Here is a 15,547-nt window from a genome sequence, read left to right as displayed (position 1 = left end):
AGTCGGCCCCATGAGCATCAGTCATCTGTACCTCGCCATCGCGATCGTCGCCGAGACCATCGCCACCACGGCGATGAAAAGCACCGAAGGCTTCACCCGCTTCTGGCCCAGCCTGCTGACGGTGGCGGGCTATGGGGTGGCCTTCTATTTCCTGTCGCTGACGCTGCGCGGCATTCCGCTGGGCGTGGCCTATGCGCTGTGGTCCGGCGTCGGCATCGTGCTGATCTCGCTGCTGGGCTGGCTGGTCCATGGCCAGACCCTGGACGCCCCGGCGCTGATCGGCATGGGCTTCATCGTGGCCGGCGTCGTCATCGTCAACGCCTTTTCCAAGTCCGTGGCGCATTGAGCGCGCGCCGCCTGCGCGAGGCCAAGAAAAAAGCACCTGCCGCGGCGTCGCGTGCAGGTGCTTTGGTCTTGGTGGGCCCTGTAGGATTCGAACCTACGACCAACGGATTAAGAGTCCGCTGCTCTACCAACTGAGCTAAGAGCCCGAAATTCGCGCGTCATTCATCGGGGTTGGTGGGCCCTGTAGGATTCGAACCTACGACCAACGGATTAAGAGTCCGCTGCTCTACCAACTGAGCTAAGAGCCCCCGAGATGCCTGACTGTGCCAGCACAAAAAGTGCTGGTGGGTTGTGCAGGATTCGAACCTGCGACCAACGGATTAAAAGTCCGCTGCTCTACCGACTGAGCTAACAACCCATCAAGTTTCACTTGATGAGTTTTTGTTTTTGCTCACCAGCGAAGCCGCAGATTATAGACCTGAATTTTCCTCTTGCGCAAGTGCTGAACGCTGCTCGTGGTGATCGGCGCTCAGGCGGTGGCGCGCGCCAGATGCTGGCGCACCAGTTCCGCCGCGGCGCACATGCCGAAGGCGGCGGTCACCGCGACGCTGGAGCCATAGCCATGGCAGTTCAGGCTGCCGTCCAGCTCGCAGGATTCGGCCGGCCGCTGCACGCTTTCGCGCGAAAACACGCAGCCCAGGCCGATGCGGCCCGCACGCGCCGCGCCATGGAACTTGCGCAGCCGCTGGCGCAGGCTGGCGAGCAGCGGGTCGTGCGTGGTGGCGGCGAGGTCGTCCAGCTCCACCGCCTGCGGCCGCTGCTTGCCACCGGCCGCGCCGACGCAGACAAAGCTCGGGCGCCGGGCCAGCGCCCAGGCCGCCAGCGCGGCCTTGGCGCGCACCTGGTCGCAGGCGTCGACCAGGCCGTCGATCGCGGTATCGCCCAGCAGCGCCGGCCAGTTGTCGGGCTCGACGAACTCTTCCACCGTGAGCACCTCGCAGCCGGGATGAATCTCCAGCACGCGGCGGCGCAGCGCCTCGGCCTTGGCCATGCCCAGCGTGCTGGTCAACGCCTGGACCTGGCGGTTGATGTTGGACTCGGCCACATGGTCCATGTCGATCAGCACCAGCCGCGCCACGCCCATGCGGGCCAGCGCCTCGACGGTCCATGAACCGACGCCGCCCAGCCCCACGACCGCGAAGCGCGCCGCGCGCAGTCGCTCGTAGGCCGCGCCGCCATAGAGCCGGCGCAGTCCGCCGAAGCGGCGCTCCAGATCGGCTTCGTCCGACGTCGGCGCCAGTCCGGCCGTCCGCTCCAACGCGGTATTCACAGCAGGCGCTCCAGGCGACGCGCCTCCCAGCGCAGGGTCAGCGCGGCACCCGCCACGATGAAGACCAGCGTGATCGCACTGCCCAGGCTCAGCGTGGACAGCCCGGACAGCCCCTGCCCGATCGTGCAGCCCATCGCGACCACGCCGCCCACGCCCATCAGCAGCGCACCGACCAGGTGGCGCCCCAGGTCCTCGGTGCTGCGGAAACCTTCCCAGCGGAAACGGCGCGTCGCCAGCGCGTGCAGCGCCGACCCCAGCACCATGCCCAGCACGCTGACGATGCCCAGGTTCAGCCCGCGGCTGCGGTCGCTGTACAGCATCAGCCAGTCCAGCGTCGCCGCCACCGGTGAGACAAAGCTCAACGCCTCCATGCGCTGCGTGTTGCTGCTGCCCAGGAAGGCCGGCTCCAGGGTCTGCGGATGCTCGGGCACGAAGGCCATCACGCCGCTGACCCACCAGACCGCAGCAATCACCGCGCCCACGCCCACGCCGCCCAGCAGCACCTCGCGCGAGCGTCCTTCCGCGCGGGCGAGCGCCCACAGCACCAGCGCACCGCCCAGCAGCCCGCCCAGCCAGGGCGCCAGCGCGCGCGCCTCGCGGCCCAGCGCGGGGGCGAGCAGGCTGGGCAAGTCCTGACCCCGCCCCAGCTCCAGCGCCCATTGCTCCACCGTCGCGACGCGCAGCACGCCGGTGATGCCGCGCAGCGTCGCATAGGCCGCCACCCCCATCACCAGGAAGACGACCAGCGACTTCAGGTTGCCGCCCCCCATGCGCACCAGGGTCTTGCCGCCGCAGCCCGAGGCCAGCACCATGCCGACCCCGAACATCAGCCCGCCCAGCGCATGCGAGGCCCATAGCAGGCGCGGCGCCGCATAGATGCTGTTGGCCGCCTGCAGCCAGCCCAGGCCCACCATCGCGTTGAAGCCCAGCACGGCCACGCCCATGGCCAGCACCCACATGCGCATGCGCGCCCAGGAGCCCATGCTGACGATGTCCGCCACCGCGCCCATGGTGCAGAAATGGGTGCGCTGCACCAGCGCGCCTAACAGCACCGACAGCGCGAAGCCGGCCCACAGGACCTGGGTGGCCAGGGTCTGGATTGCTTGTTCTTCCATGGGGGAGGATTCTAGGCAGCCGACCCCGCTCGCGCGCCCGGCCGGCCAAGTAGCCCGGCCCGGCGTTTCCACGGAGTTGGCAGAAAAAAGGAAAACACCCCGCAGGCAGCCGCCCCGGGGTGTCGGTCGCAGGCGCCGCCGCGGCGGCGCGGGCGTTCAGCGCAGCGCGGCGATGCGCTCCTTGGCCGCGCGGGCGGCCTCGCTGCCGGGATAGCTCTTCAGCACCTCTTCCAGGCTGCGGCGCGCACCCTTGTTGTCCTTCAGCTCGATCTGGCAGTTGGCCAGCGCCAGCAGCGCCTCGGCGGCGCGCGGGTGCTCGGGACTCGCGGCGACGAAGCCGCGGAAGGTGGCGATCGCATCCTTGTAGTCGCGCTTGCCGTACTGGGCATTGCCCAGCCAGAAGCGCGCCGCATCGACATAGCCGCCGGACGGATAGCGCTTGAGGAAGGCGTTGAAGCCGGCCACCGCCTCGGCGAACTCGCCGCGGCGGATCTGGGCCATCGCAGCCTCGAACTGGCGGCGCTCGTCGGGGTCGGCGAGGAACTCCTTGCCGTCCACCGAGACCTTCTGCGGCTCCAGCGGGCGCAGACGCGCGTCCAGGCCCTGCTGCAGATCGGTCAGCTTGCGCTGGGTCTCGGCGAGGTCGCGCGCCAGCTGCTCATTCTGGCCGCGCAGCTTGGCGATCTCGGACTTCAGGCCCTCGATCTGCCCGGCCAGGTCCAGCCCGGCGCGCTGCGCGGTGGTCAGCTGGTCACTGAGCTGCTCGGAGCGGCCCTTGTAGGCGTTCTCCAGCTCGGTCAGCCGGTTGCGCAGGTCCAGAATGGCCTTGCGGGCTTCATCGTCCTCGAACAGCCCGGCGCGGACCGGCGAGGACAGACTCAGCAGCAGCAGGGCCGTCAGCGGCAGCAGGCGCACGACCTTGCCCATCTCACTTGTCCCGCAGTTCGACGCGACGGTTCTTCGCCCAGGCCTCTTCGTTGTGGCCCTGCGCCGCCGGACGTTCCTTGCCGTAGCTCACCGGCTCGACCTGCGCGGCCGGCACGCCCAGCAGGCTCAGCTGCTTGGCCACGGCTTCGGCACGCTTCTGGCCCAGGGCCAGGTTGTACTCGCGGCCGCCGCGCTCGTCGGCATGGCCTTCCAGGCTCAGAGCCAGGCCCTTCTTGGTGGCCAGGCGCTTGGCGTGGGTCTCGATCAGGCCACGGTACTCGTCCTTGACCACGAAGCTGTCGAAGTCGAAGTACACGACGCGCTGGTTGGACACGGCGGCGTCCAGCTGCGCGCCCAGGTCCACGGTCGCGACCTTGGATTCGCTGGTCGGGGCGGTCTGGCCGCTGGTGCTCGGCGCGGTCGTCGCGGGGGGCGTCGTCACCGGCGCGGGTTCATCCAGCTTGGTCGAGCTGCAGCCCACCAGGGCGGCACCAGCCAGCAGACTCAGCAACAGTTTGGACATTTGCATCACATGGCTCCTAACGAGGGGGAATGACCCGGCGCCCGCCGGGCTGTAACAAGAAATTGTCCCGCATCCCTGCGCACCCGGCCGACGCTATGCGCACAGCGAGTGGGGACGCCGGTCTCAGCGGCCAAAAGGCCCCCAGGCCGGTTCGCGGACGTCGGCCAGCGTGGACACCAGCTTGGCCTTGACCTTGCCGTCCAGCGTGGTCGTCATCAGCACGTCCTTGCCTTCGGACCGGGTGGCGAAGACGATCAGCTTGCCGTTGGGCGCGAAGCTGGGGCTCTCGTCCTCGGTGGTATCGCTGATCTGGTTGACCGTGCCGCTGGCCAGGTCCATCACGCAGAGCTTGAAGCTGTTTCCGCTGATGCGCGTGACATAGGCCAGCGTGCGGCCATCCGGGCTCAGCGCGGGGCTGATGTTGTAGCCGCCGCTGAAGGTCACGCGCTCGGCCGAGCCGCCGCCCACCGGCATGCGGTAGATCTGCGGCGCGCCGCCGCGATCGCTGACGAAATAAATCGTGTTGCCGTCCGGCGCGAACACCGGTTCGGTGTCGATCGCCGAACTCTGCGTCAGACGACGCACGACCTCGCCGCTGCGGCTGATCAGGAACAGCTGCGAGCCGCCATCGCGCGACAGCGTCAGCGCGAGCTGCTGGCCATTGGGCGAATAGGCGGGCGCGCTGTTAGAGCCGCGGAAGTTGGCCAGCATGCGGCGCCGGCCGGTGGAGAGGTCCTGCTCCCACACCACCGCCTTGCGCGATTCAAAGGACACATAGGCCAGCGCGCGGCCATCGGGCGACCAGGCGGGCGAGATGATGGGCTCGGGGCTGGCCAGCGCCACCTGGCCGCCCTCGCCGTCGGCGTCGGCGATGCGCAGCGTGTAGCGCGGGCCGGCCTTGGTGATGTAGGCCAGGCGGGTGGCGAAGACGCCGCGCTCGCCGGTGAGCTTCTGATAGATCGCGTCGGCGATCCGGTGGGCCGCCAGGCGTGCGTCGTCGGGCGCCACGGCCTGGCTTTCGCCGCCCAGGTCCTGGCCCTTGACGATGTCCCAGAGCTTGAAGCGCACGTCGAAGCGGCCGTCGGCCAGCCGCGTGACGGAACCGGCCGCCATCGCATCGGCCTGGCGCGCGCGCCAGTCGGGATAGTGGGGGGCGCCGGCCTCGCTCAGCCCGGCAAGACCTGGCACCAGCGTGAACTGGCCGCTGCGCTCCAGGTCGGCGCGGATGATGGAGGCGATCGGATGGCCCGACTGGGCCTCGTCGCGGAAATCGTTGATCGCGATGGGCAGCCGGGTCGCGCCGACGCCGGAGATCTCGATGCGGAACTGGGCCAGGGCCGGAAGGCTGAGGCCGCCCAGGCCGGCGCCGAGGAGTTGACGGCGCGTGACGGTGTTAGCTTGGGATGCAGTCATGACTGGCGCGTGGGCGCACGGGGCTCTCGATGACAAGGCGCCATTGTGCCGCAGCCCGAAGGGGCCGCCGCCAAGCCCTCACCCCGACCGGGTACGGATGAGTTACAAATTGCGCGACGCGGAACGCTCTGCGCCCGCGCATCCCACAACAAGGAGACACCGATGAACGCCCTGCCCCCGATCTGCCGCTACCCCGTGCCCGAGGTCGCCGAACTGCCCAGCGACCTGCGCGAGCGCATCCTCGAGGTGCAGGCCAAGGCCGGCTTCGTGCCCCATGTGTTCCTGGCGCTGGCGCGCCGGCCCGACGAGCTGCGCGCCTTCCTGGCCTATCACGACGCGCTGCTGCTGCGCGAGTCGGGCCTCAGCAAGGGCGAGAAGGAAATGATCATCGTCGCCACCAGCGGGGTCAATCGTTGCCTCTATTGCGTCGTCGCGCACGGCGCGATCCTGCGCGTCTACGAGAAGGCGCCACTGCTGGCCGACCAGATCGCGGTGAACCACCGCAAGGCGGACATCAGCGACCGCCAGAAGGCCATGCTGGACTTCGCGCTGAAGGTCTGCCTGCACTCGGACGAGGTGGTCGAGGCCGACTACGCCGCGCTGCGGGCCCAGGGCTTCGACGACGAAGACATCTGGGACATCATCTCCATCACCGCGCTGTTCGGGCTTTCCAACCGCATCGCCAGCGCCATCTCGCTGCGCCCCAATGACGAGTTCTACCTGCTCGGCCGGGTGCCGCGCAGCAAGCCCGCTCACAGCAGCACGATGTCGTAATGCTCGGTCTGGTTGGTCGGCTCGGCGGTCAGCGAGATGGGCTTGCCGATGAAGTCGGACAACCCGGCCAGGTGCGGGCTCTCCTCGTCCAGCAGCATTTCGACGACGTTGGCCGCGGCGACGACGCGGAACTCGCGCGGGTTGAACTGGCGTGACTCACGCAGGATCTCGCGCAGGATCTCGTAGCAGACGGTGCGCGCGGTCTTGACCTGGCCGCGGCCCTCGCAGGTCGGGCAAGGCTCGCACAGCATGCGCGACAGCGATTCGCGCGTGCGCTTGCGCGTCAGCTCCACCAGCCCCAGCTGGGTGAAGCCGCCCAGCGTGACCTTGGTGCGGTCCTTGGCCAGCTGCTTGCGGAACTCCTGCAGCACCGCGGCCTTGTGCTCCTCGCGCGTCATGTCGATGAAGTCGACGATGATGATGCCGCCCAGGTTGCGCAGCCGCAGCTGGCGCGCGATCGCGCCGGCCGCCTCCAGGTTGGTCTTGAAGATGGTGTCGTCGAAGTTGCGGGCGCCGACGAAGCCGCCAGTGTTGACGTCCACCGTGGTCATCGCCTCGGTCTGGTCGAAGATCAGGTAGCCGCCGGACTTCAGGTCCACGCGCCGCGCCAGCGCGCGCGCGATCTCGACGTCGATGTTGTTGAGGTCGAAGATGGGGCGCTCGCCGCGGTACAGGTCCAGCTTGGCGGTGGCGGCCGGCATGTAGGTTTCGCCGAACTCGCGCAGCACCTCGTACTGCAGCTTGGAGTCGATGCGGATGGAGCCGGTGCGCTCGCTGGCCAGGTCGCGCAACACGCGCTCCACCAGGCTGAGGTCCTGGTACAGCAGGCTGCCCGGCGGCAGCCGCGTGGCCTTCTCGCGGATCGAGTTCCAGGTCTTGCGCAGATAGCCGATGTCGGCGGCCAGCTCGTCGTCGCTCGCCTCCTCGGCATTGGTGCGCAGGATGAAGCCGCCGGTGTTGCCGGGGTTGTCGCCCGCGGCCATGGAGGCGCCCACCAGGGTCTGCATGCGCGCGCGCAGCAGCTCGCGCGTCTCGGGCGACCCGATCTTCTGCGAGATGCCGATGTGGTTGTCCTGCGGCAGGTGCACCAGCAGGCGGCCCGCGATGGAGATCTGCGAGGACAGGCGCGCGCCCTTGCTGCCGATGGGATCCTTGATGACCTGGACCGTCAGCGCCTGCCCCTCATAGACCAGGCGCTCGATCGGGATGGGCTGGTTGCCGTTCTCGCCCTGGTGGCCGCGCGGATGGGCGCCGTTGATGTGCAGGTCCGCCACGTGCAGGAAGGCGGCGCGCTCCAGCCCGATGTCGATGAAGGCGGACTGCATGCCCGGCAGCACGCGCGCGACGCGCCCCAGGTAGACGTTGCCCACCAGGCCACGCTCCAGCGTGCGCTCGATGTGCAGCTCCTGCACCGCGCCGTTCTCGACCACGGCGACGCGGGTCTCCTGCGGAGACCAGTTGATCAGAATGTCTTCCATGCCTTGCCTCCAGGTCGCGGCTCCCTGCGGGAGTCCTCGCGCCAAGCACTCTCGCCAGCGGCGTCACGCGCCGCTGGCGGCAGCACCGGCTGCCCTCGTCCGTCCTAGCACGCGATCCCGGCGCGCCGCAGCAGCTGCGCCGTCTCGTACAGAGGCAGCCCCATGATGCCCGAATAGGACCCGTCCATGTGAGAGATCCAGCCCGCGATGCGCCCCTGGATCGCGTAGGCGCCGGCCTTGCCCATGGGCTCGCCGCTGTCCACATAGGCCTGCAGCGCCGCCTCGGGGATCTCGGCGAAGCGCACCTGCGAAATGCTCAGCGCCTGCGCCTCCTGGCCGCCCCAGGCCAGGCTCACCGCGGTCAGCACGCGATGGCTGCGGCCCGACAGGCGGCGCAGCATCGCCAGCGCGTCGGCCGCGTCGGCCGGCTTGCCCAGGATGTCGCGGTCCAGCGCCACCGTGGTGTCGGAGCACAGCACCGGCAGCGCCGCCAGTCCGCGCCGCGCCAGCCGTTCGCGCGCCGCGGCCAGCTTGGCCGTGGTGACGCGCCGCACATAGTCATCCGGCCGCTCGGCGGGCAGCACCTGCTCCAGCGCCTCGGCATCCTCGTCCGGTCCCGGCAACAGGGTCTCGTGGGCAATACCCAGCTGCTCCAGCAACTGGCGGCGCCGCGGACTCTGCGACGCAAGATAGATCAAGGCCATGCGCCGCATGCTAGCAGCGCCCGAACCACCCCTGCACGAGCACCGTACCCCCATAGGCCGCGCGCTGGGCTGACCAGCGTACTCGCTGCGCGGAGCCGCATTCCAGGGGCCGAGCGCCGGGCCGCCCCAAGCCGGCCCGCCTGGCGATGTGCGAGCGGGGCACACCCCGCGAGCATCGCCGTCCCCGTGGGGGACCGGCCAGCGGTCCCGCTGGACGAGGGGCCGCACTCCAGGGGCCGAGCGCCGGGCCGCCCCAAGCCGGCCCACCTGGCGATGTGCGAGCGGGGCCATCCCCGCGAGCATCGCCGTCCCCCTGGGGGACCGGCCAGCGTACTCGCTGGACGAGGGGCCGCATTCCAGGGGCCGAGCGCCGGGCCGCCCCAAGCCGGCCGCCTGGCGATGTGCGAGCGGGGCCGTCCCCCGCGAGCATCGCCGTCCCCCTGGGGGACCGGCCAGCGGTCCCGCTGGACGAGGGGCCGCATTCCAGGGGCCGCCCAGCGTACTCGCTGGGCGGGGGGCCACTCACTTGATCCAACGCCCCTCGATCCTCTCCACCGTGCCATCGCGATGCATGGACTCCAGCCCCTGGCGCAACAGCTCGGCCAGGCGGTCACGCTCGGCCAGGCCGCCGCGGCGCGACAGCACCAGATAGGCCGGCCGGTCCGGGATCACCGGCGTGGGCAACGCCGAGAGACGCCCGGCCGCGCCCTGCTCGCGCGCCAAGTGGCGCATCACGACCGACTGGCCGGCGATCGCATCCACGCGCCCCGCCAACAGCATGCGCAGGGTCTGCTCCTGCGACGCGACCGACTCCAGGCGAACGCGCGCCGAACTGAGTTCCTCGCGCAGCGTGTCGCCGACCAGAAAGCCGCGCACCACCGCCACGCTGCGGCCGCGCAAGTCCTCGGCGCGCTCGAACGGGAACTCCTGGCCACGCCGCACGAAGAGCTGGTAACGGCTCAGGCGCAGCACACCGGTGTATTGCAGAAAGGCCTCGCGCTCGGTGCTGTGCAGCACCGCCATGCCGGCGTCCAGCCGGCCCTGGCGCAGCTCTTCCAGCACACGTTTGAAGGGCTGCAGGTGGACATGGAGCTCCACGCCGGTGCGGCGCGACAGCTCGCGCATGAGGTCCACGTCGATGCCGGCGGGCCGGCCGTTCTCGATGAAGGAATACGGCGCGAAGGCGTAGTCTCCGCCCACCTCCAGCCGGGTCGGCGTGGCAGCCACCGCGCCGGCCATCCCCAACGACAGCAGGCCGGCAAGCGCCGCCAGGGGGCGGCGGCGCAGCCGCGGCCAGGCTCGCTTACTCACGGTGATAGGGATGTCCGTCCATCACCGACCAGGCGCGGTACAGCCCCTCGGCCAGCAGCACGCGCACGAAGGCGTGGGGCAGGGTCAGGTCGGACAGGCGCAGCTTCTCGTCGGCCCGCGACTTGATGCTGTCGTCCAGCCCATCGGGGCCGCCGATGAAGATGGCCACGTCGCGGCCCTCGCCCCGCCAGGCCTCCAGGCGCCGCGCCAGCTGCTGGGTCGTGACGCGATCGCCGCGCTCGTCCAGCACCACGCGCAGCGCGCCCTTGGGGCAGGCCGCATCCAGCCGCAGGGCCTCGGCGGCCATCATCTGCGCGGTGGTCTTGCCGGTGGTCCGGGGCTCGGCCTTCACGGCCTTGAGCTCCAGGCGCATCTCGGCGGGAAAGCGCTTGGCGAAATCCTCATAGGCCTCGTCGGCCCAGGAAGGCATGCGCTGCCCCACCGCGCACAGCAGCAGGCGCATGGGCTCAGGCCTTGCGCGCCGGCGCCTTCTTCGCCGCGGGCCTCTTCGCCGCCGGCTTGCTGCTACCGGCCTTCGCCGCCGGCTTGGCGGCCGGCTTCTTGCTGCCGACCTTGACGGTCAGCACCGGCTTGGCCGCAGGCTTGCGGGAGGAGGTCTTCTTGGCTGCGGGCTTCGTCGCCGCGGACTTCGCCGCAGTGGGTTTGGCGATGGGTTTGGCGATGGGTTTGGCAGCGGACTTGGCGCTCTTGGCCGCCGGCTTGCCCACCGCCGACTTCGCCGCGGTCGACTTGGCGCCGGTTGCGCGCGTCGGCGCCTTCTTGGCCGCCGGAGCCGGCTTCATCGCCTTCGCGGGCTTGGCGGGCACGTCGGCCTTGGTCGTCTTGCCGGCGGCCGTCTTGCGCGCCGGCTTGGCCTGGGCCTCATCCTCGTCGTCTGCTCCTTCGGAGGCCTTGACCAGGCGGGTCTCGCCGCTGCCCAGCTTCAGCTTGACCGGCTTGCCGCCCCAGATTTCTTCGAGGTGGTAGTACTGGCGGATGGCCGGCTGCATCACATGCACGACCGCCGCGCCGCAGTCCACGATGATCCATTCACCGTTGTCCTCGCCCTCGGTGCGCATGACCTGCATGCCGCGTCCCTTGACGGTCTCGCGCACGCTGGAGGCCAGGGCCTTGGTCTGCCGGTTGCTCGTGCCGGAAGCGATGATCACGCGCTCGAACAGCGGCGACAGGTGTTCGGTGTTGAAGACCTGGATGTCCTGGGCCTTGACGTCTTCCAGACCATCGACGATGGCGCGTTGCAGTTTTCGAATGTCCATTCAGTTCTCACCAGAAATCGAAGGGCCGCCCCGGGAAGCCGGTTCTCCCTCGGGGGGTCGGGGCGGGCAAAGCCCGGCGTTCGCGGGCTCCTGATAAAGACGGTGCCGGGCAATATAACCCGCAACCTTCCCGCCCACCATGGGCGTCAGGTCCTCGCCCGCGGCCGCCCGGCGGCGCACCTCGGTCGAGGACTGTTCCATCGCCGGCATCGCCAGCACCGTCAGGCGGTGCGGGCAGGCCAGCAATTCATCGGGCGGCGTCACCACCGCCCCGGCACGCGCGGCCACGGCCAGGCCGGTCCGCGCCACCAGTTCTTTCCAGCCGTGCCAGCTCGGCAACCTGGCGAGCTGGTCCTGGCCCAGCACCAGCCACAGCTCGTCGCCGGGCTGCTCCTGCTGGACCTCGCGGATGGAGTCCAGCGTGTAGCTGGGCCCGTCGCGCCGCAGCTCGCGCTCGTCCAGCCGCTGGCGCGCGTCGTCCTCGATCATCAGCGCCACCATGGCGGCGCGGTGGCGCGCCTCGGCGAGCTGGCGCCCGGCCTTCTGCCAGGGCTGACCGGCGACGACCCAGCGCAGCTCGTCCAGCCGCAGCTGCTGCAGCGCGGCGTCCGCCAGCGCGCGGTGCGCCAGATGCGCGGGATCGAAGGACCCGCCGAACCAGCCAACGCGCCGCACGGGCATCACAGCCACAGATGCGTGGCCTTCTCGTCCGCCCAGTCGCGCGGGCGCAGGAAGTCGCTGTACAGCCGCGCCTCCGGCGTGCCCTCCTCCGGATGCCAGTCATAGCGCCACTTCACCTGCGGCGGCATGGACATCAGGATGGACTCGGTGCGGCCGCCCGACTGCAGCCCGAACAGCGTGCCGCGGTCGAAGACCAGGTTGAACTCCACATAGCGGCCGCGCCGGTAGGCCTGGAAGTCGCGCTCGCGTTCGCCATAGGCCAGGCCCTGGCGGCGTTCGACGATGGGCAGATAGGCCGGCAGGAAGGCGTCGCCGACCGACTGCATCAGCCCCAGCGCCCGGTCAAAGCCGCCTTCGGCATAGTCGTCGAAGAAGATGCCGCCGATGCCGCGCGGCTCGTTGCGGTGCTTCAGGAAGAAGTACTCGTCGCACCAGGTCTTGAAGCGCGGATAGAGCGCCTCGCCATGCGGCTGCAGGGCGTCGCGGCAGACGCGGTGGAAATGCTGGGCATCGCGCTCGAAGCCGTAATAGGGCGTCAGGTCCATGCCGCCGCCGAACCAGACCACGGCCGGCGCGTCCGCCGGCATGGCCGCGAACATGCGCACGTTCATGTGCACCGTGGGCACGAAGGGGTTGTGCGGGTGCAGCACCAGCGACACGCCCATGGCCTCGAAGGGCGCGCCGGCCAGCTCCGGCCGGTGCTGGGTGGCCGAAGGCGGCAGCACCCGGCCGCGCACATGCGAGAAGTTCACCCCGCCGCGCTCGAACAAGCCGCCGTTCTCGATCAGCCGCGTCAGCCCGTCGCCCTCCAGCCGCCCGCCCGGCTCGCGCTGCCAGGCGTCCGACAGAAAGGCCTGGCCGTCGACCCGCTCCAGCCCCGCGACGATGCGCTGCTGCAGGCGCAGCAGGTAGTCGCGCACCAGCGCCGTGTTCAGTGGTTCCGCGCCCATGGTCTGCACTCCATTCATTGCATCAAGGCTTCAGCCGTATCGGGCTGGCCAGTTCGGGCCTCTTGCCGCGCCGGCCCTGCAGCACCTGCGCGAAGAGCGCGAAGTCCTGCTCGGGGTCGCCGCTGACTTCGACGAACTCCGTGAAGCCCACGGTGCGCGTCGCGAAATCGAAGTAAGCCAGCCCCACCGGCACGCCGGCCTGCACCGCCACCTGGTAGGCGCCGGAGCGCCAGCCCTGCGCATAGCTGCGCGTGCCCTCGGGCGCCACCGCCAGCCAGAACAGCTCGTCGCGCGCACGTGCCGCGCGCACCTGCTCGACGGTCTGCCCGACCAGGCCGCTGGCGGCGCGGCGATTCACCGCGACGCCGCCCAGCCAGCGCAGCCAGGCGCCGAACAGTGGCACCTTGAACAGGCTGTCCTTGCCCCAGAAGCGCACCTGCAGGCCCAGGGTCCACTTGGTCATCACGCCGATGACGAAGTCCCAGTTGGAGGTGTGCGGATAGACCATCACCACGCCCTGGCGGCCCGGCAGCCCGGCGAACACCACCTTCCAGCCGAACAGCGCCATCAGTGCGCGCGCCAGCCCGCTGCCCTGCGGATGCACCGTCAGCGGTCCGGTCCAGCGCCGCGCCACCTTGTGCGGCAGGCCTGCCGGCCTGGTCTCGCCGGCGCTGCTCAACGCTTCACCGCGCGGTGGCCGATGTCCTGGCGGTACTGCTTGCCGTCGAACTGGATGCCAGTCAGCGTCTGGTAGGCCAGTTGCTGGGCTTGACGCACCGACTCGCCCAGCGCGGTGACGCACAGCACGCGACCGCCGCTGGTGACCAGCGTGCCGTCCTCGCGCTGCTGGGTGCCGGCATGGAACACCATGGCGTCCTCCTGGTCGGCCGGCAGCCCGCTGATCGCGTCGCCCTTGCGCGGGGCGAGTGGATAGCCGGCGGCCGCCATCACCACGCCCAGCGCGGGCCGGCGGTCCCATTGCAGCTCGACCTGGTCCAGCGTGCCGTCGGTGGCGTGCATCAGCACCTCGAACAGGTCGCTCTTGAGCCGCATCATGATGGGCTGCGTCTCGGGGTCGCCCATGCGGGTGTTGAACTCCACGGTGCGCGGCTGGCCCTGCGCGTCGATCATCAGCCCGGCGTACAGGAAGCCCGTGAACGGAATGCCGTCGCGCGCCATGCCCTGGATGGTGGGATGGATGATCTCGTGCATCACCTTGGCATGCACATTGGGCGTCACCACCGGCGCCGGCGAATAGGCGCCCATGCCACCGGTGTTGGGCCCCTGGTCGCCATCCTGCAGGCGCTTGTGGTCCTGGCTGGTCGCCAGCGACAGCACGTTCTTGCCGTCGCACAGCACGATGAAGCTGGCCTCCTCGCCTTCGAGGAACTGCTCAATCACCACCCGCGCGCCACCGGCGTTGTGCACCACGCCCAGCTTGTTGTCGGCGAGGATCCAGTCGATCGCCTCATGCGCCTCGGCCAGCGTCATCGCGACGACCACGCCCTTGCCCGCGGCCAGGCCGTCGGCCTTGATCACGATGGGCGCGCCCTGCGCGTCCACATAGGCATGGGCCGAAGCAACGTCGGTGAAGGTCTCGTAGGCCGCGGTCGGGATGCCGTGGCGCTTCATGAACTCCTTCGCGAAGGCCTTGCTGGACTCCAGCTGCGCCGCCGCCCGGGTGGGGCCGAAGATGCGCAGCCCGCGGGCGCGGAACTCGTCCACCGCGCCGGCGGCCAGGTAGGCCTCGGGACCCACCACGGTCAGCGCGATCTTCTGTTCCTGCGCGAAATCAGCGAGCGCCTTCACGTCGCTGATGGGCACGTTCTTCAACTTGGGGTCGCGCGCCGTGCCGCCATTGCCGGGCGCCACGAAGACCTGGCTGACGCGCTCGCCCTGCGCCAGCTTCCAGGCCAGCGCATGCTCGCGGCCGCCGTTGCCGAGGACCAGGACCTTCATGCCGACCTCCGAGGGGCTGCCGCGGCAAGGACGGCGATCCCCGGCAGGGGCCGCGCGTGACAAGGAGCGACGCCGCTCATTGATCGATGCTCGCGTTGTGGTAGACCTCCTGGACGTCGTCCAGGTCCTCGATCACGTCCAGCAGCTTCTGCATGCGCGCGCCGTCGTCGCCCGACAGCTCGATGGTGTTCTCGGCGCGCATGGTCACCTCGGCGATCTCGGGCTTCAGGCCGGCTGCTTCCAGCGCGGCCTTCACCGCCTCGAAGTCGCCCGGCGCGGTCAGCACCTCGATGGCGCCGTCGTCGTCGCTGACCACGTCCTCGGCGCCGGCCTCCAGCGCCACCTCCATGACCTTGTCCTCGGAGGTGCCGGGCGCGAACACCAGCTGGCCGCAATGCTTGAACTGGAAGGCCACCGAACCTTCGGTGCCCAGGTTGCCGCCGAACTTGCTGAAGGCATGGCGGACCTCGGCGACCGTGCGCACGCGGTTGTCGGTCATGCAGTCCACGATGATCGCGGCGCCGCCGATGCCGTAGCCTTCGTAGCGGATTTCCTCGTAGGTCACGCCGTCCAGGTTGCCGGTGGCCTTGTCGACGTTGCGCTTGATGTTGTCGGCCGGCATGTTGACCGCCTTGGCCTTCTCGATGGCCAGACGCAGGCGGGGGTTCATGTTGATGTCACCGCCGCCGGCGCGCGCGGCGACGATGATCTCGCGCGTGATGCGCGTCCACACCTTGCCCCGCTTCTCGTCCTGGCGCCCCTTGCGGTGCTGGATGTTGGCCCATTTGGAATGACCTGCCATGGTCTGGTTCTCCTGTGT

General features: G+C 69.9%; 17 protein-coding genes and 3 tRNA genes. 2 read left to right on the top strand and 18 right to left on the bottom strand.

The window, feature by feature from the left end; all coding sequences use genetic code 11:
• The first annotated feature begins 10 nt into the window (after positions 1-10).
• Positions 11-346: an SMR family transporter gene (locus LZ017_RS03320; RefSeq protein ID WP_241298600.1), complete on the top strand. Its 336-nt coding sequence runs from the start codon at positions 11-13 to the stop codon at positions 344-346.
• Positions 347-415: 69 nt separating this feature from the next.
• On the opposite strand, the gene LZ017_RS03315 is transcribed toward LZ017_RS03320, so the two are convergent.
• From LZ017_RS03315 to tolB, 8 genes are all read right to left on the bottom strand, one after another.
• Positions 416-491, bottom strand: a tRNA-Lys gene (locus LZ017_RS03315).
• Between the two features lie 26 nt (positions 492-517).
• Positions 518-593 (bottom strand) — tRNA-Lys (locus LZ017_RS03310).
• A gap of 34 nt (positions 594-627) precedes the next feature.
• A tRNA-Lys gene (locus LZ017_RS03305) sits at positions 628-703 on the bottom strand.
• A 111-nt stretch (positions 704-814) separates the two neighbouring features.
• Entirely contained in the window at positions 815-1,615 is an 801-nt protein-coding gene (locus tag LZ017_RS03300; protein WP_241298599.1) for a ThiF family adenylyltransferase, read from the bottom strand.
• Positions 1,612-2,730: a YeeE/YedE family protein gene (locus LZ017_RS03295; protein WP_241298598.1), complete on the bottom strand. Its 1,119-nt coding sequence runs from the start codon at positions 2,728-2,730 to the stop codon at positions 1,612-1,614. Before LZ017_RS03295 ends, LZ017_RS03300 begins: the two co-directional genes overlap by 4 nt.
• 156 nt (positions 2,731-2,886) lie before the next feature.
• Complete coding sequence (ybgF, locus tag LZ017_RS03290) at positions 2,887-3,657, bottom strand: tol-pal system protein YbgF (RefSeq protein ID WP_241298597.1); 771 nt, start codon at positions 3,655-3,657, stop codon at positions 2,887-2,889.
• A 1-nt stretch (position 3,658) separates the two neighbouring features.
• The gene (gene pal, locus LZ017_RS03285; protein ID WP_241298596.1) at positions 3,659-4,186 is read right to left on the bottom strand and encodes a peptidoglycan-associated lipoprotein Pal; all 528 of its coding nucleotides are present in this window, start codon (positions 4,184-4,186) and stop codon (positions 3,659-3,661) included.
• Between the two features lie 117 nt (positions 4,187-4,303).
• Positions 4,304-5,593, bottom strand: coding sequence for a Tol-Pal system beta propeller repeat protein TolB (tolB, locus tag LZ017_RS03280; RefSeq protein ID WP_241298595.1), 1,290 nt, complete (start codon positions 5,591-5,593; stop codon positions 4,304-4,306).
• A 162-nt stretch (positions 5,594-5,755) separates the two neighbouring features.
• Here tolB and LZ017_RS03275 point away from each other — a divergent pair, with 162 nt between their 5' ends.
• The gene (locus tag LZ017_RS03275) at positions 5,756-6,367 is read left to right on the top strand and encodes a peroxidase-related enzyme (protein ID WP_241298594.1); all 612 of its coding nucleotides are present in this window, start codon (positions 5,756-5,758) and stop codon (positions 6,365-6,367) included.
• On the opposite strand, the gene rng is transcribed toward LZ017_RS03275, so the two are convergent.
• The 10 genes from rng to LZ017_RS03225 form a co-directional block, all read right to left on the bottom strand.
• Positions 6,346-7,845, bottom strand: a complete 1,500-nt coding sequence (rng, locus tag LZ017_RS03270; RefSeq protein ID WP_241298593.1) for a ribonuclease G — start codon at positions 7,843-7,845, stop codon at positions 6,346-6,348. The two genes, LZ017_RS03275 and rng, sit on opposite strands and share 22 nt — an antisense overlap.
• Positions 7,846-7,949: 104 nt before the next feature.
• On the bottom strand, positions 7,950-8,549 hold the full coding sequence (locus tag LZ017_RS03265) for a Maf family nucleotide pyrophosphatase (RefSeq protein WP_241298592.1): 600 nt from the start codon (positions 8,547-8,549) through the stop codon (positions 7,950-7,952).
• A gap of 522 nt (positions 8,550-9,071) precedes the next feature.
• Positions 9,072-9,860: an ABC transporter substrate-binding protein gene (locus LZ017_RS03260; protein WP_241298591.1), complete on the bottom strand. Its 789-nt coding sequence runs from the start codon at positions 9,858-9,860 to the stop codon at positions 9,072-9,074.
• Positions 9,853-10,323 (bottom strand): 23S rRNA (pseudouridine(1915)-N(3))-methyltransferase RlmH, encoded by a 471-nt coding sequence (rlmH, locus tag LZ017_RS03255; RefSeq protein WP_241298590.1) that lies wholly within the window; start codon positions 10,321-10,323, stop codon positions 9,853-9,855. Before rlmH ends, LZ017_RS03260 begins: the two co-directional genes overlap by 8 nt.
• 4 nt (positions 10,324-10,327) lie before the next feature.
• Complete coding sequence (gene rsfS, locus LZ017_RS03250) at positions 10,328-11,137, bottom strand: ribosome silencing factor (protein WP_241298589.1); 810 nt, start codon at positions 11,135-11,137, stop codon at positions 10,328-10,330.
• On the bottom strand, positions 11,138-11,818 hold the full coding sequence (gene nadD / locus LZ017_RS03245) for a nicotinate-nucleotide adenylyltransferase (protein WP_241298721.1): 681 nt from the start codon (positions 11,816-11,818) through the stop codon (positions 11,138-11,140).
• Positions 11,818-12,768, bottom strand: coding sequence for an oxygen-dependent coproporphyrinogen oxidase (gene hemF, locus LZ017_RS03240; protein ID WP_241298588.1), 951 nt, complete (start codon positions 12,766-12,768; stop codon positions 11,818-11,820). The genes nadD and hemF overlap by 1 nt, the downstream gene beginning before the upstream one ends.
• A gap of 22 nt (positions 12,769-12,790) precedes the next feature.
• A complete protein-coding gene (locus tag LZ017_RS03235; RefSeq protein WP_241298587.1) occupies positions 12,791-13,447 on the bottom strand; it encodes a 1-acyl-sn-glycerol-3-phosphate acyltransferase in 657 nt (218 codons plus the stop codon).
• Positions 13,444-14,727 (bottom strand): phosphoribosylamine--glycine ligase, encoded by a 1,284-nt coding sequence (purD, locus tag LZ017_RS03230; protein WP_241298586.1) that lies wholly within the window; start codon positions 14,725-14,727, stop codon positions 13,444-13,446. The genes LZ017_RS03235 and purD overlap by 4 nt, the downstream gene beginning before the upstream one ends.
• Positions 14,728-14,803: 76 nt before the next feature.
• Complete coding sequence (locus tag LZ017_RS03225; RefSeq protein WP_241298585.1) at positions 14,804-15,529, bottom strand: YebC/PmpR family DNA-binding transcriptional regulator; 726 nt, start codon at positions 15,527-15,529, stop codon at positions 14,804-14,806.
• Between the last annotated feature and the right edge of the window lie 18 nt (positions 15,530-15,547).

Source organism: Pelomonas sp. CA6 (genome assembly GCF_022549225.1).
Taxonomy (GTDB): domain Bacteria; phylum Pseudomonadota; class Gammaproteobacteria; order Burkholderiales; family Burkholderiaceae_C; genus Roseateles.
The sequence above is the reverse complement of the archived record's forward strand: the minus strand, read 5'-3'. Positions and strand labels throughout refer to the sequence as shown.

What these genes read in the sequence shown, in the direction of transcription:
- nadD (WP_241298721.1), bottom strand. Translation starts at nt 11,818, where the DNA reads ATGCCCGTGCGGCGCGTTGGCTGGTTCGGCGGGTCCTTCGATCCCGCG.
- rng (WP_241298593.1), bottom strand. Translation starts at nt 7,845, where the DNA reads ATGGAAGACATTCTGATCAACTGGTCTCCGCAGGAGACCCGCGTCGCC.
- pal (WP_241298596.1), bottom strand. Translation starts at nt 4,186, where the DNA reads ATGCAAATGTCCAAACTGTTGCTGAGTCTGCTGGCTGGTGCCGCCCTG.
- LZ017_RS03265 (WP_241298592.1), bottom strand. Translation starts at nt 8,549, where the DNA reads ATGGCCTTGATCTATCTTGCGTCGCAGAGTCCGCGGCGCCGCCAGTTG.
- ybgF (WP_241298597.1), bottom strand. Translation starts at nt 3,657, where the DNA reads ATGGGCAAGGTCGTGCGCCTGCTGCCGCTGACGGCCCTGCTGCTGCTG.
- LZ017_RS03225 (WP_241298585.1), bottom strand. Translation starts at nt 15,529, where the DNA reads ATGGCAGGTCATTCCAAATGGGCCAACATCCAGCACCGCAAGGGGCGC.
- LZ017_RS03275 (WP_241298594.1), top strand. Translation starts at nt 5,756, where the DNA reads ATGAACGCCCTGCCCCCGATCTGCCGCTACCCCGTGCCCGAGGTCGCC.
- rlmH (WP_241298590.1), bottom strand. Translation starts at nt 10,323, where the DNA reads ATGCGCCTGCTGCTGTGCGCGGTGGGGCAGCGCATGCCTTCCTGGGCC.
- rsfS (WP_241298589.1), bottom strand. Translation starts at nt 11,137, where the DNA reads ATGGACATTCGAAAACTGCAACGCGCCATCGTCGATGGTCTGGAAGAC.
- purD (WP_241298586.1), bottom strand. Translation starts at nt 14,727, where the DNA reads ATGAAGGTCCTGGTCCTCGGCAACGGCGGCCGCGAGCATGCGCTGGCC.
- LZ017_RS03320 (WP_241298600.1), top strand. Translation starts at nt 11, where the DNA reads ATGAGCATCAGTCATCTGTACCTCGCCATCGCGATCGTCGCCGAGACC.
- LZ017_RS03295 (WP_241298598.1), bottom strand. Translation starts at nt 2,730, where the DNA reads ATGGAAGAACAAGCAATCCAGACCCTGGCCACCCAGGTCCTGTGGGCC.
- tolB (WP_241298595.1), bottom strand. Translation starts at nt 5,593, where the DNA reads ATGACTGCATCCCAAGCTAACACCGTCACGCGCCGTCAACTCCTCGGC.
- hemF (WP_241298588.1), bottom strand. Translation starts at nt 12,768, where the DNA reads ATGGGCGCGGAACCACTGAACACGGCGCTGGTGCGCGACTACCTGCTG.